Source organism: Vibrio sp. 2132-1 (assembly GCF_033344315.1).
Window position 1 is genome coordinate 87,879 of the sequence record NZ_JAWPON010000008.1, and the last position, 14,913, is coordinate 102,791.

The 14,913-nt window shown below is 45.6% G+C and carries 12 protein-coding genes; 8 read left to right on the forward strand and 4 right to left on the reverse strand.

What is annotated here, in order from left to right:
- Positions 1 to 36: 36 nt before the first annotated feature.
- A complete protein-coding gene (locus R8N47_RS10845; protein WP_005379898.1) occupies positions 37 to 1,296 on the reverse strand; it encodes an inorganic phosphate transporter in 1,260 nt (419 codons plus the stop codon).
- Between the two features lie 131 nt (positions 1,297 to 1,427).
- Positions 1,428 to 2,108: a TIGR00153 family protein gene (locus R8N47_RS10850; RefSeq protein ID WP_005379896.1), complete on the reverse strand. Its 681-nt coding sequence runs from the start codon at positions 2,106 to 2,108 to the stop codon at positions 1,428 to 1,430.
- A 212-nt stretch (positions 2,109 to 2,320) separates the two neighbouring features.
- Here R8N47_RS10850 and R8N47_RS10855 point away from each other — a divergent pair, with 212 nt between their 5' ends.
- Entirely contained in the window at positions 2,321 to 3,853 is a 1,533-nt protein-coding gene (locus R8N47_RS10855) for an inorganic triphosphatase (protein WP_064353613.1), read from the forward strand.
- Positions 3,854 to 3,894: 41 nt separating this feature from the next.
- Here R8N47_RS10855 and R8N47_RS10860 read toward each other — a convergent pair whose 3' ends face one another.
- Entirely contained in the window at positions 3,895 to 4,668 is a 774-nt protein-coding gene (locus R8N47_RS10860) for a potassium channel family protein (RefSeq protein WP_005387432.1), read from the reverse strand.
- Between the two features lie 105 nt (positions 4,669 to 4,773).
- Here R8N47_RS10860 and R8N47_RS10865 point away from each other — a divergent pair, with 105 nt between their 5' ends.
- The 3 genes from R8N47_RS10865 to hldE all read left to right on the forward strand — a co-directional run bounded on the left by R8N47_RS10865 (position 4,774) and on the right by hldE (position 10,485).
- Positions 4,774 to 6,030 carry a methyl-accepting chemotaxis protein gene (locus R8N47_RS10865; RefSeq protein ID WP_064353614.1) on the forward strand — a complete coding sequence of 419 codons (1,257 nt, stop codon included), beginning with the start codon at positions 4,774 to 4,776 and terminating at the stop codon, positions 6,028 to 6,030.
- Positions 6,031 to 6,143: 113 nt separating this feature from the next.
- Positions 6,144 to 8,987 (forward strand): bifunctional [glutamate--ammonia ligase]-adenylyl-L-tyrosine phosphorylase/[glutamate--ammonia-ligase] adenylyltransferase, encoded by a 2,844-nt coding sequence (glnE, locus tag R8N47_RS10870; protein WP_064353615.1) that lies wholly within the window; start codon positions 6,144 to 6,146, stop codon positions 8,985 to 8,987.
- A gap of 67 nt (positions 8,988 to 9,054) precedes the next feature.
- The gene (gene hldE, locus R8N47_RS10875; RefSeq protein ID WP_064353616.1) at positions 9,055 to 10,485 is read left to right on the forward strand and encodes a bifunctional D-glycero-beta-D-manno-heptose-7-phosphate kinase/D-glycero-beta-D-manno-heptose 1-phosphate adenylyltransferase HldE; all 1,431 of its coding nucleotides are present in this window, start codon (positions 9,055 to 9,057) and stop codon (positions 10,483 to 10,485) included.
- Positions 10,486 to 10,663: 178 nt separating this feature from the next.
- On the opposite strand, the gene tolC is transcribed toward hldE, so the two are convergent.
- Positions 10,664 to 11,992 carry an outer membrane channel protein TolC gene (tolC, locus tag R8N47_RS10880; protein ID WP_005379884.1) on the reverse strand — a complete coding sequence of 443 codons (1,329 nt, stop codon included), beginning with the start codon at positions 11,990 to 11,992 and terminating at the stop codon, positions 10,664 to 10,666.
- A gap of 229 nt (positions 11,993 to 12,221) precedes the next feature.
- Between tolC and nudF the strand changes: the two genes are divergently transcribed.
- The 4 genes from nudF (at position 12,222) to yqiA (ending at position 14,815) form a co-directional block, all read left to right on the forward strand.
- Complete coding sequence (gene nudF / locus R8N47_RS10885; protein WP_005387421.1) at positions 12,222 to 12,872, forward strand: ADP-ribose diphosphatase; 651 nt, start codon at positions 12,222 to 12,224, stop codon at positions 12,870 to 12,872.
- Positions 12,872 to 13,315, forward strand: a complete 444-nt coding sequence (locus R8N47_RS10890; protein ID WP_005379879.1) for a DUF1249 family protein — start codon at positions 12,872 to 12,874, stop codon at positions 13,313 to 13,315. The genes nudF and R8N47_RS10890 overlap by 1 nt, the downstream gene beginning before the upstream one ends.
- A gap of 61 nt (positions 13,316 to 13,376) precedes the next feature.
- Positions 13,377 to 14,183: a 3',5'-cyclic-AMP phosphodiesterase gene (gene cpdA, locus R8N47_RS10895; protein ID WP_005387419.1), complete on the forward strand. Its 807-nt coding sequence runs from the start codon at positions 13,377 to 13,379 to the stop codon at positions 14,181 to 14,183.
- A 47-nt stretch (positions 14,184 to 14,230) separates the two neighbouring features.
- Positions 14,231 to 14,815 carry an esterase YqiA gene (yqiA, locus tag R8N47_RS10900; RefSeq protein WP_064353617.1) on the forward strand — a complete coding sequence of 195 codons (585 nt, stop codon included), beginning with the start codon at positions 14,231 to 14,233 and terminating at the stop codon, positions 14,813 to 14,815.
- The last annotated feature ends 98 nt before the right edge of the window (positions 14,816 to 14,913 follow it).

Consider the following 14,913-nt stretch of genomic DNA (forward strand, 5'->3'; position numbering starts at 1 on the left):
TAATGACAAAGCGCTTACATTCTATTGACGAGTGTCTTAAGCGAACATCGCTTGAAGTCCGTAGAAGAATACTACGGCCAATAACGCCCCCGCTGGTAGTGTAACGATCCATGATGCCACGATGTTACGAACTACGCCTAGGTTCAGTGCTGCGATACCACGAGCAAAGCCAACACCGAGAACCGCACCAACCAATGTTTGAGTGGTTGAAATTGGCAGGCCTGTACCAGACGCTAGAACTACCGTACATGCTGTTGCTAGCTGTGCTGCAAAACCGCGGCTAGGCGTTAGCTCAGTGATGCCTGTACCAACGGTTGCCATTACTTTGTGACCCAGTGTTGCAAGACCGACCACGATACCAATACCGCCAAGAGGTAGAATCCACCAAGCGATGGTGCTTTTCGTGCTGATTTCGCCCATGTGTTCAACAGTCGATACGACAGCAGACAGTGGACCAATGGCGTTTGCAACGTCGTTTGAACCGTGTGCAAATGCCATCGCACAAGCGGTGATAACCATCAGAACGCTGAAGATACCTTCCACGCCAGAAAAGCTGCGGTCTTCTTCGCGATTAGCGAATTTTTTCTGGATGTATACGTAGCCGCCAATCATCACAAGTGCTGAAACTGCTGCTGCCCACATCCAGGCTTCACCATTGGTCAGGTGAAGACCAACGTGTTTCAGACCTTTTTTGATGGTTACAAGTGCAATCACCATTGTTGTGATGAACATGTAAACAGGTACAAAACGTTTCGCGTTAAACAGAGGGTTCTCTGTATCAAAAATCAGGCGTTGTGCGCTGACAAAGATAACGTAAGCAAAGAAACCTGAAATCACTGGCGTAATAATCCAGCTACCAACAATGCCTTGAACGCTGCCCCAGTCAACCGCTTCAGTACCTACTGATACGCATGCAAAACCAATGATTGCACCTATGATTGAGTGAGTCGTTGATACTGGCCAGCCCATGTAAGAAGCAAGAAGCAGCCATGTACCTGCTGCCAAAAGCGCAGACATCATGCCGTAGACAAGAACATCTGGTTGACTAGCAAATAAAGAAGTTTCGATTACACCTTTACGGATAGTGTCGGTTACTTCACCGCCTGCAAGGTAAGCACCTGCAAATTCGAAGATCATCGCAATGATGATAGCTTGTTTTACAGTTAGCGCTTTTGAACCTACAGATGTACCCATCGCATTAGCAACGTCGTTCGCGCCAATACCAATCGCCATCATGAAACCAAAAATCGCTGCAACAATAATCAGGACAGTGCCGTAGTTCGCAAGGATATCCATCGTAATACCTAGTTGTTTTATAACAAGCGGAACAAAATTTTACGCGCGCCAAACCATAAGACGATGAAAATAGTCATCGTCCCTATGACACGTGTTAATTATGCTCTTCGTTATGTCGTTAACTTTATGTTTTAAGATCGAGATAGCATGACTTCCAAACGAGCACCTACGCGCTGCGCTTGGTCGGCAATACCACCTACCCATTCAAGAATCTTGTACAGGAACATGACATCGATAGGGTTCATGTCAGCTTCAATCACCATCAACTGTTGGCGAAGTTCAATCTGCATGGCATCGGTATCATCTTCGATAACGTCTAATTGATGAATCATTTCAGCGACGAGCGTCACTTCACGGCCTTTGAAGCCGGTTTCTAGCAATTCATCAAGTTCATTGATTACCTTTTGCGCCTGATCGGCAGCATCAAGACAACGTTGAACGTAAGCGAGGAAGTTTGGTTGGAGAGCCTCAGGGATGACAAGTTGACGACCATATACACGGCCAGCAATGTCTTTTGCCAGGTTTGCAAGTTTGTCCTGTTGAGTCAAAAGCTCAAGCATGTCAGTACGGTCGACTGGCATGAACAAACCGCGAGGCAGTTTTAGACGGATTTCACGTTTCAGCACATCCGCTTCTTTCTCTAGGTGAGAAATTTGTGCACGGATTTCTGCTGCTTTTTCCCAATCACCCTTTGAAGATACTTCAAAGAATTTCACCAAGTGTGAACAACATTCGTTGACACACACAACGTGGCGTTGCAAAGGCTTAATTGGGGACTTTGCAAATAACCCCATAATTGTATTTACTGGCATGGTCATTCAACCTAATAACTATAACCTTAAAAAAACATACACCATTTCTGAGTGCTTGGCGAAATGTTGAACGATGGCTATAAAGGCGCGCATGGTAACGCATTAAATCGCTCATTAAAACTGTTTTAGATCATCATTCCGGCGATATTTCTCTCTTGCCGTGTGAGAAATTACGCAATATCCTGTTTCTATCTGCTTTGAAAGGTATAGCTATGGAAACCGAAATAGAACTGAAGTTTTTTGTTTCTCCTGAATTTTCAGAAACTTTAAAAGAAAAAATTTCTGAGACAAAAGTACTTCAGCATAGTTGTCGTGACTTGGGTAACACCTATTTTGATACTGCCGATAAATGGCTTAGAAAGCACGACATTGGTTTAAGAATTCGCCGTTTTGATGATGTATTCGTCCAAACCGTAAAGACAGCAGGACGCGTCGTCGCAGGCTTACATCAAAGACCAGAATACAATGCTGAGCACACTAGCGACGAGCCTGATCTGTCGCTTCATCCTCTAGATATTTGGCCTCCAGGTAAAGATGCAGAAACGCTGCAATCCGAGCTTATGCCATTATTCTCGACCAACTTCACACGTGAACAATGGCTGATTGGCATGCCCGATGGCAGTCAGATTGAAGTTGCCTTTGACCAAGGTTTAGTTGTAGCCAAAGGTGAAGACGAAGAAGATAAGCAAGAGCCGATTTGCGAAGTTGAACTGGAACTTAAGTCTGGCCAAACCGAAGCTTTATTCACGCTGGCACGCAGCTTTTGCGAGCAAGGTGGTATGCGTTTGGGTAACTTGAGCAAAGCGGCGAAAGGTTATCGACTTGCAAGCGGTTATGCGGGTGATGAAGTAAAATCATTGGCACTTGTGGACAGTAGTCCGACGGATACCGTTGAATTTTGCTTGATCAACTCTTTAGAGCACGCTTTGTCTCATTGGCATTATCACGAGCAAATTTATGCTGAGCGTGACAGCGTGGAAGCACTGCGTGAAATCAGTAATGCCATTCGTTTCATTCGTCAAACATTGACTATTTTTGGCGGGATTGTCCCTCGTCGCGCGAGCGCGATTCTGCGCCAAGAGCTTAAATGGTTGGAAGAAGAACTGAGTTGGTTGGATGAGCATGCACACCTTGAAGAGCTTTTAGATGACAAAGGCAATGTGCTGCGCAAGTTGGATGCGCGTAAGTTCTTAGTATCTGAGTTGACTCAGCAGTTACAAGAGTTGCCAAGCCGTGAAGAAGTGCTAGGGTTGCTCAATTCCGCGCGTTACACAGGGTTACTGCTGGATCTAAGCCGCTGGATCTTAGCGCGCGGTTGGCAGCCATTTCTTGATGAAAAAGCACGTGAAAAAATGGCAAGTAACATCATGCCGTTTTCAGTTACTCAGCTCGATCGCACTTGGGCTGAGCTAATGGAAGCTTTCCCAGCAGAGCGCGATTTGACGGCGCAAGAGTACGTTGATCAGCGTTATCGCTTATTGCGTAACCTCTATACTGGTATTGGTTTCGCGAGTTTGTATAACTCGGATGAGCGTAACAGCTTCCGTTTACCATGGGCGGATCTAGTGCATGGTATCGATGATCTGCTAATGCTGAACCACTTACTCCCGTTGGTTGATATGCTGGAAGACGCAGAAAAAGAGCAGTTAGAACGCTGGTTGCACCGTCAAGAGCGCTCAATTTTGCATGCAATGGATCAAACCCGAGCGATCAGTGTGGAAGTTCAGCCTTATTGGCGTGAATGATCGTTCTGGTGATAAGAACAAAAAAATAGGACCGCATGGTCCTATTTTTTTGTCTCTGTTTTACGTTGTTGTAGCTCTTTTTCCATGAAATCGAGTCGTTCTAGTATTTGCGCTTGTTGGCTTAGGAGCTGCTCGAGCATACGTTCTTTATTGATTGAACTGTGCGTCTGTTGTTTCGTTGGGGCAGTAAGGATAGAGGTGATAAGACCCGAGATCATACCAAAGATACCCACCCCGCAAACAATGATGATGACAGCCAAAAACTTTCCTATGGAGGTCACTGGATAATGATCGCCGTAACCAACCGTTGAGATTGTTACAAATACCCACCACAAAGCATCGGCGCCAGTACGAATATTCGCTTCTGGGTTTTTCGCTTCGATAAACAGCATTGCACTAGAACCGAGTGTTATGAGGATAACCATCAATAGCAGTATAGAGGCGACCGTGGTTTCGCGGCGGTTTTCTTTGAGCTGATGCAAAATGAACTTTGACGAACGCAGTACTAATACCACTCGCATAATATGAAAAATACGAGCAAAGCGCAGGGGCTCTATCAATGGGATGCTCGCCACGAAATCTATCCAATGACGTTTAAGGAATAACCAGCGATCTGTGGACCGGATCAAATCAATGGTGAGCTGTAGTAGAAAAATACTACAGATTATGAAATCCAGACCGATAAGAACTTGACGGGTTTCGTGATCGATCGGGAAAAACAACAAGCCAGAGATCACAAATAGTGCCATAAAAGACAATATTAGTGACAACAGGCCCATCGGTCGTGTGCTGTCTTTGATATCATTGTTTTTCATACGAAGCTCAAAATAAATCGCGTAACCACGCAAAGCGCGAACATAACTATAAGTAATATAAAGATTATAGATAAAGACTATATAAGACTCGGTGGAGAACTGACAATGGAAAAGCTGGCATTTAAGCCATGGGAAAGGGTCATATCCGACATTCGACTGGTGCCTAAAATGGTCATGTTGATGGTCTTCAGTACTGTCCTGATCGTGGCAAAACAACTGTGGGACGCAAACACTTTTTACGACTCACTTTTAGCGGCGACACAAAACGCGCAAGTTGCCCAACAGCATTATGAAGCATACTTAAAGCAAGTTGCTTGGCAAACCGCCTTATTGATAGTGGTTTTTGTCGTGCTCTTATTAGCGGCGGCTAGAGTGATGTTGCGTCAAACACAGTATCTGAGCGACGCGATCAAACTGATGGCGAGCAAGAACCTCTCTGTTCCATTTGGTATGGATTGTAAAGATGAATACGGAGACGTGGCACGTGAATTAGAAAAGACACGTCGACAATTGCACGATGTGATTCAAATGCAAATTAATGCGTCTGATGAATTATCAACGCTCACCGAAGTCATGACACTGAGCATGTCGGAAACGAAGGAATCGGCGCAAGAAGAGTTTAACGAAATTGATCAACTTGCTACGGCGATGAGTGAAATGTCGTCGACGGTCCAAACGGTTGCGGAACATGCCCAGACGGCATCTTCTCTGACAGAGCAAGCTTCCGCACAAGCAATTTCTGGTCAGCAGTTCTTGCAAAGTACAATGGCGAAAATGAGTGAACTTTCGTCGGATATCGCTTCATCGGCACAAGCGGTTAACCAAGTTGAAGAACGTGTTGAAGCCATTGGTAGCGTTGTAGGGACGATTCAAGGCATTTCTGAGCAAACCAACCTGCTTGCACTGAATGCGGCGATTGAAGCGGCGCGAGCTGGCGAGGCTGGGCGGGGTTTTGCTGTGGTTGCAGATGAAGTTCGTAACCTAGCCCAATGTACACAACAAGCGACGGTAGAAATTCAAGAGATGATCGCACAGCTGCAAACCAGTGCTGAATCTGCGGTAGAACTCATGGAAAAAAGCGTTGTGGAAGCGGCAGATGGAAACGAGCTGGTTTCTAATGCTGGATCTGAGCTCGATGGTATTGTTGGGCAAGTGACGCAAATCAATGACATGAACTTCCAGATCGCGACGGCGTCTGGTCAGCAAAGCAGTGTTGCAGAAGAGATGAGCCAAAACCTCACCAATGTACGTGAGTTGGTTGAAGCCTCAGTTGTTGTTGTTACCGAGCTGCTAGAAACCTCTGAAATGATGCAAAATAATGCAGGTGAGCTAGACAAGAAGATCAAATCTTTCCAAGTTTAATATTCGATCCCGAACTTTTGATAAAACGCCCACAAACCTTTTGTGGGCGTTTTTATTTGCTTTCAGTCTGGTATAAAGAATGAGTTACCGTGCTTTTCAAACAAGGAAGAAAAATGCAGCTGCCTTCGCCACTGATTTCTATCGCTGAATCTGCCGTACAAAACGCCCAAGACGCAGGTTATTTTCCCCTTTGGCCCGATGAGGTTGCGCAGCAATTTCGTTATGTGGCGGGCTTAAGCCAATTTATAACCGAAGCCATTCATCGCGATGAAGTCCTAGCCCGTGAGTTGCCAAGTATGTTAGCGCAGCCAAGTCGTCAGGAGTCTTACCGCTCACGTCTTGCTGAACTGTTGGAACAATGTCCTGATGAGATGTCTGGTCATCGCGTGTTGCGTCAGTTTCGCAACCGAGAAATGGTGTACATTGCGTGGAAGGATTTCACGCATGCATGGTCTCTAGAGACGTCTTTAAGCCACTTATCTGAGTTGGCAGAAGCGATGATTTTTGAAACCTATCAATGGCAATATCAAGTGTGTTGTCAGGAGTGGGGCACGCCAACAAGTGAGGACGGTGAAGTGCAGCCGATGTTAATTATCGGCATGGGGAAACTGGGTGGTGGCGAGCTAAACTTTTCTTCCGATATTGATCTAATTTTCACGTACCCAGAGAATGGCGAAACCCAAGGCGCACGCCGAAGCATTGCCAATGCCCAGTTCTTTACTCGTCTTGGTCAACGCATCATCAAAGCGCTCGACCAACAAACCTTCGATGGTTTTTGCTACCGCGTCGACATGCGACTTCGCCCATTTGGAGAAAGTGGCCCCTTGGTAATGAGCTATGCCGCACTTGAAGATTATTACCAAGAACAGGGGCGAGATTGGGAACGTTACGCGATGATCAAAGCTCGGGTGATGGGATGTGAGATGTACCCGCAGTATCAAGAGCTACGCCAAATGCTGCGCCCTTTTGTTTTTCGTCGTTATATTGATTTCAGTGCGATTCAATCTTTGCGTCGAATGAAGTCGATGATCAGTAGCGAGGTTCGCCGCCGAGGGTTGAATAACAACATTAAGCTAGGTGCGGGTGGCATTCGAGAAATTGAATTTATCGCTCAAGTTTTTCAATTGATTCGAGGTGGTCGAGAACCTTCTTTACGTAATCGAGGGCTGTTGGAAACACTGCAAGGCATTGAAGAACTGGCATTGCTTACTCCACAAGAAGTCAGCGATCTAGAAGCCGCATACAAGTACTTGCGTCAATTAGAAAACTTGTTGCAAGCAATGGCGGATAAGCAAACCCAGACGCTGCCTGATTGCGAAACCGAACGCTTAAAGCTCGCCACCGCGATGAAAATGAGCTGTTGGGATCAATTGATTGAGCAAACCCAGCAGCATATGGCAAATGTTCACCAAGTTTTTGAATCACTAATTGGTGATGATGAAGAAGACGAGGGGACTACCGTTGCTCGTCATTTTCATGAGCTATGGGATATGGCCGACAAACAAGATGTTCTTGAGCATATCTTGCAGCAGGATATTCAGATTGAAGACTTTGCTTCATGCGCGAAAACCATCATCAACTTTAAAACCGATCTGGCCAAAAAAACGTTAGGCCCACGTGGACGCGAAGTGCTCAATCGTTTGATGCCGAAAGTGTTTGATGCGGTCTTTGCCCATCCTGATGCACAGTTTGGTTTATCTCGTGTACTTCACTTGCTACACAACATCTGCACTCGCACGACTTACTTGGAATTATTGGATGAGCATCCAGCGGCTCTGGTGCAGCTCGTACGTTTGTGTACCGCAAGCCCAATGATTTCAGAGCAGCTGTCTCGTTATCCTATCTTGCTTGATGAGTTGATCGACCCTGCGCAGCTGTACAATCCCATTCCATTAGACAGTTACCGTACAGAGCTACGTGATTATTTGGCGCGTATTCCTGAAGATGATATGGAACAGCAAATGGAAGCGTTGCGTCAGTTTAAGCAAATTTGTATTTTGCGTATTGCAGCGGCAGATATTGCTGGCGCATTGCCAGTGATGAAAGTGAGTGACCATTTAACTTATTTAGCGGAAGCTATCGTTGATGCGGTGATCAGTCAGGCTTGGTTGCAAGTGTCTGAAAAGTACGGCGAGCCAACGCATGTGAAAGATCGTGAAGGTAAAGGCTTTGCTGTAATTGGCTATGGTAAAGTCGGAGGGTGGGAGCTCGGCTATAACTCCGACTTGGATATTGTCTTCATGCATGACTGCCCAGTCAATGTCTACACTGACGGCAAAAAAGAGATTGATGGTCGTCAGTTCTACCTTCGTTTAGCACAGCGTATCATTCATATTTTCTCCACTCGCACCGCTTCCGGTATTTTATACGAGGTCGATACCCGATTGCGTCCGTCCGGTGCATCGGGTTTGTTGGTTAGTCCAACGGACGCGTTCGACGACTATCAACATCAAGACGCGTGGACATGGGAGCATCAAGCACTTGTCCGCGCGCGCATGATTTATGGTGATGAACCACTGGCAATTGCATTTCACAATACGCGGCATGATGTGCTGTGCAAAGCACGCGATCAAGCTGAACTGAAAAAAGACGTTGTCGAAATGAGAGAAAAAATGCGCGGTCATCTTGGGGGTAAAAAGCCAGGCCGCTTTATGCTCAAGCAAGATGTAGGTGGGATTACCGATATCGAATTTCTCGCTCAGTACCTAGTGCTCAACTATAGTCACGATAAGCCGAAATTGACGCGTTGGTGTGATAATGTGCGCATCTTTGAAACGCTCATTGCGCAAGATGTTATGGACGAAGACCAAGCAATGCAGTTGATACGTGCTTACACGACAATGCGCAACGAAATACACCGCCGAAATCTACTCAATTTAGACGCTGATGTGGTGGAAGATAAGTTTGTTGCCGAAAGGGAGTGGGTAAAACAGGCTTGGAATCAGTGGTTCAGTTAAGACCATATATTTAGCCTCGATAAGGGCTGTGATAAACTCACTTCGATTTAATTTTTGGAGACCAACAATGAAACCAATTCTACCTGATTACAACAGCGCTGGTGTGCTCATCATCGGTGATGTCATGCTAGATCGTTACTGGTATGGCCCAACCGGGCGCATTTCTCCTGAAGCGCCGGTTCCTGTTGTAAAAGTAGAAAACAATGAAGAGCGTCCTGGTGGTGCTGCGAACGTTGCGATGAACATCGCATCACTAGGTGGCCATGCTCACATTGTTGGTCTGACTGGGAAAGATGAGCCTGCAAAAGTGCTGACGGAGACGCTGAGCTCACTCAATGTGAAGTGCGATTTCGTTGCACTGCCTGATTACCCAACGATTACGAAGCTTCGTGTAATGAGCCGTGGACAACAGCTTATTCGTCTCGACTTCGAAGACAAGTTTGAAAACACAGATTCTGCGCCAGTGTTATCTCGAATGGATGCCGCACTGCCAAACGTTAAAGCCGTGATTATGTCTGATTACGCAAAAGGTTCGTTAGAGCATGTTCAGGCATACATTCAAAAAGCGCGCGCAGCAAATATTCCGGTTTTCATTGACCCGAAAGGTGCGGATTTTGAACGCTACCGTGGCGCAACACTTCTTACGCCAAACATGAAAGAGTTCGAAGACGTTGTAGGTAAAGTGAAATCTGACCAAGAGCTAGTAGAGAAAGCACTGGCTTTGGTTGAAGAGTTTGAATTTGAAGCGCTTTTAGTGACACGCAGCGAAAACGGAATGACCTTGATTCGTCGTGGTCAGGAACCGTTCCACCTTCCAACTCAAGCGAAAGAAGTGTACGACGTGACAGGTGCGGGCGACACGGTTATCTCTGTATTGGCAGCGTCTGTTGCCGCAGGCAAATCATTTGAAGAAGCGTGTGCACTAGCAAACGCAGCGGCAGGTGTTGTAGTTGGTAAACTAGGCACGTCAACGCTTTCTGAGATTGAACTAGCAGAAGCGGTACATGGCAGCCAAGACACGGATTACGGTGTGATTTCAGAAAAAGCACTGATCGAAGCGGTGAAAAAAGCACGAGCTCGTGGCGAGAAAGTCGTTATGACAAATGGCTGCTTTGATATTCTGCACGCTGGGCATGTGTCTTACTTAAACCATGCTGCTGAACTGGGCGATCGCCTAATCGTTGCGGTAAATACCGATGAGTCAGTAAAACGCCTTAAAGGCCCTGGTCGTCCGGTAAACCCAACCGATCGCCGCATGGCGGTGTTGGCAGGTTTGGGCGCTGTGGATTGGGTTGTACCATTTAGTGAAGATACGCCGCAGCGTTTGATCTCAGAAGTTCTACCAAGCTTGCTAGTAAAAGGCGGTGACTACAAACCAGAAGAGATTGCTGGTGGTAAAGAAGTCATTGCGGCGGGTGGTGAAGTTCGTGTATTGAACTTTGAAGATGGCTGCTCGACCAGTGAAATCATTAATGCAATCAAAGGCGGTAAGGGCTAAGCCTGCTGTTTGTTAGCATTGAAATGCTATTTGCTCATAAAGGTCGCTAAGTGCGGCCTTTTTGATACTTTTAGTTCAGAGGCACTTTTAGGCTCTGAACTACAAGTAATAAAAAACGCCAGCTGATAACTCAACTGGCGTTTTTTATTTATTAAGACCTGAAGTATTCAGTTAGCGGTTATTTTGCCGCTTTCAAACCTGCATCAACGTCCAAGATGTCTTGTTCGCTTAGCGTACCAACTGCTTGGCGTAGCTGAAGAACACTTAAAATGTAGTCGTAACGAGCGTTCGATAGGTTTTTGTTCGCATCGTATAGACGACGAGTCGCGTCCAGTACATCAACGATAGTACGAGTACCTACATCAAAGCCAGCTTCTGTTGCTTCTAGTGCAGAGCGTGCAGAAATAACCGCTTGCTCATACGCACGTAATGCGCCGATAGAGGCGTTAATGTTGTTGTTTTGTGCGCGAACATCTTTGACTACGCTACGGTACTGTGCTTCAAGATCTTCGCTTGCTGCCACGTACGCGTATTCAGCTTGTTTGGTTTGAGAGGTTACGTTACCACCTGTGTATAGCGGTACAGCAAGGTTCACACCAATATTGAAGTTGTCTGTCGTGTTGTCACGAGAGCTATGAGAAGTATCACCGTAGTTGTAACCACCGTCTAGAGAGAGTGTTGGTAGGTGGCCAGAGCTTGCTAGTGAAATATTGTCACGCGCAATGTCTTGAAGAATACGTGATGATAGCAAGGTCAGGTTTTTGGTTTTTGCTTCATCAATGAGCGATTCAGCTGGTACGGTCGATGGGCTAGCAGTGAAGCGGCCAGTGTCCAAAATGTTGAGATCTTTGTGCTCTTGGCCTGTAATTTCACGCAGTGACTCGTAGCTATTAGTGAGCGCGTTTTCTGCCAACACTTCGTCCGCTAGCACTTGGTCGTACTGAGCTTGTGCGTCATGCACGTCAGTGATTGCAGACAAACCTACTTCAAAACGCTGTTTAGTTTGCTCAAGTTGACGGCCAACCGCGGCTTTTTCTGCACGTACGAAAACAAGATTATCTTGTGCGCGTAGAACTTCAAAATACGCTTGTGACACGCGAAGAATCAGTGCCTGTTGCGTCGCTGCGTAAGTTGCGTCTGCTTGGCGAGCACTTTTCTCAGCAGTATCTAGAGAGATCCAAGATGCGCGGTTGTAAAGTGCTTGTGAAAAGCTAACGCCAGCGGTTAGCGCGTTGCCATCGTTTGATACGTCACTAATTAAATTTGAATCGTATTCAGTATCACCACGAGTTAAATTGTAACCCGCAGTAAGGTTGATCTGTGGTAATAGAGCACTACGGCTTGAGGTGATTGCTTCGAAAGCTTGGTCACGTTGTGCTGCTACACTGAGCAATTGTGGATCATTTTGTTTTGCCAAGTCGTAGATTTCAGCCAAAGAGTCTGCGAACGCAGACGTACTCATGCTACCTAGCGCTGCACTGATAAATAGTGGAAGCAATTTTTTCATTTTCTATTCCCGCGGTCCATAGATTGGTTAATTCTCAGTAGTTTAACTCAATTTGCACGATATTTACTCTAAAGTTTGCACTTTTTTACACGTAATTATCCACTTGTGCAATAAATTTTTAGCAAAGACTTAAATTAATTTGTAACTATTATACAAAAAGTTGAGCCAAGTCCTTTGAGCAAGCGAATAACAATGAGTAAACTACAGGATTCACTCAGAGAGGTGTTGAATGCAACAGCGTGACAAACAACAACAAGATTTTACTTCGCGAGATGTAAAAGTCATCTCGAAAGAAACCTTATTTGAAGGTTTTTTCAAAATGGTGAAATACCGCTTTCAGCATAAGCTATTTGCTGGTGGTTGGAGTGGAGTTGTCGAACGAGAAATGTTCGAGCGTGGTCACGCAGCAGCGATGCTTCCTTATGATCCAAAGACGGACCAGGTCGTAATCATTGAACAGATTCGTATTGGCGCGTTGGAACATGAACACCCTTGGCAGCTAGAAATTGTCGCCGGTATGATTGACCGCGATGAATCTGCTGAAGCTGTAATTCGTCGAGAGGCTGTCGAAGAAGCGGGGATTCAGGTGGGGCGCGTTGTACCTGTTACGTCCTATTATCCTTCGGCTGGTGGTTGCTCGGAAAAGCTAGACGTCTTTGTTGGTGAAGTGGATGCGTCTAAAGCGCACGGCATTCATGGTTTAGACTATGAGAATGAAGATATCCGAGTTCATGTCATGAGTCGTGAAACGGCGTATCAATGGGTGAAGGACGGAAAATTTGAAAATGGTGCGTCGATTATTGCGTTGCAATGGCTGCAATTACACCATCAAGAGTTAAAGTCAGAATGGGGACTATCCCAAACGGTGGAGAGTGAGTAATGGCACAATTGGCTGAAAAACAGAGATATCATGTTGATTTAGCTGGTCTTATGAGAACGTATGAGACCAACTACGCTAAATTGAATGCCTTATTGCCTGCTTCTGCTGAAGTTGGGGATGTACGTTGCTACCAAGCGGCGAACATGGTTTACCAATTGACCGTGAATGAAATCACAAAATACACCACAGTTGTTGAGATATGTCAGAGTGATGAAACGCCAGTGTTTCCTTTACCGACGATGTCTGTCAGGCTTTATCATGATGCGAGAGTAGCCGAAGTATGCTCAAGCGGAGAGTTCTCTCGCATAAAAGCTAAGTATGATTATCCCAATGACCAACTGATGCAGAAAGATGAAAAGCATCAATTAAACACATTCCTCGGTGAATGGCTGACGTTTTGTTTACGAAGTGGTATCAGTAGAACACCACTTGCCTTCAATTGATCGTCACGTCACTAAAGGAAAATAACAAATAACGATATAGTGGACGAATCAGGTTTTCATTTTGCAATCATCTAGTGACAGCATCAAACTTTTACAAATTACGGATACTCATCTGTTTGCTGCCGATGAGGGAAGTTTGCTAAGCGTAAAAACAGTCGATAGCTTCAATGCTGTTGTTGCTGATGTTTTACGCCGCAACGTGGCGTTTGATTACATCTTGGCGACAGGCGATATTTCCCAAGACCATAGTGCAGAATCTTATCAGCGCTTTGCCAACGGCATTGAACCGCTAGAGAAAGACTGCTTTTGGCTACCTGGTAATCATGATTACAAGCCTAATATGGGCAGTGTTTTGCCTTCGCCACAAATCAAAGCCGCAGAGCATGTGTTGCTTGGCGAGCATTGGCAGTTAATTCTTTTAGACTCGCAAGTTGTTGGCGTTCCTCATGGGCGCTTGAGTGATCAGCAATTAACGCTACTCGAAGAAAAGCTAGCCGAACACCCAGAAAGACACACACTTGTTTTGTTGCATCATCACCCGTTACTGGTCGGAAGCGCGTGGCTTGATCAACATACTTTAAAAGATGCCGAAGCGTTTTGGCAGGTTGTCGAGCGTTTTGATAACGTGAAAGGCATTCTCTGTGGTCATGTTCATCAAGATATGAATGTGCTTCACAAGGGCATTCGAGTGATGGCAACACCCTCAACTTGTGTTCAGTTTAAGCCTAACTCGGATGATTTTGCCCTTGATACCACTTCGCCTGGTTGGCGGGAGCTGCAACTACACGCTTGTGGCGATATTACGACCCAAGTAGGTCGGCTTCCTGATGGCCAGTTCCAACCAGACTTCTCTTCTAACGGCTACTAACGCGCCCGAGCTCTCTGTTCGGGCTCGCTTTTTTGTGCGAGATATCTATGAGTAAACCTTCACTTCTTCTCTATATCCATGGCTTTAATAGCTCTCCACTCTCCATTAAAGCGAATGTGATGAGAGCCTACTGCGAGCAACATAGGCCTGATATTAAGGTGATTGTTCCCCAGTTACCTTGTTATCCTCAGCAAGCGGCGAAAATGTTGTTGGATATTATCGAGCAATATAAAGACGACTATAAAATTGGTCTAGTGGGCAGCTCATTAGGTGGTTTTATGTCAACGTGGCTAAATGACAAGTTTGGGTTTAAAGCGGTAGTGGTCAACCCCGCAGTCAAGCCTTATGAGTTGCTAGTAGATTATTTGGGTAAGCAAACTAACCCATATACGCATGAAACCTATACACTTGAAGCTTGTCATATTGACGAGTTAAAAGCTCTTGATGTACAAAGCATCGCGTCGCCACATTCTTTTTGGTTATTGCAACAAACAGAAGATGAGGTTTTAGACTATCGACAAGCGGTAGATAAGTTTGCAGACGCTAAGCAAACAGTAGAACAAGGCGGTGATCACAGTTTTGTAGGCTTTGAGCGTTATCCTGCACAGATTATCGAATTTCTAGAACTGTAATTCGAAAGCGATTGGAAAAGGCTCATAGTTTTTATTGATATATCCAACCGTTTCTTGACATGGGCGGTATGCTTTCCGACTATGTTTTGCCAAAAGAT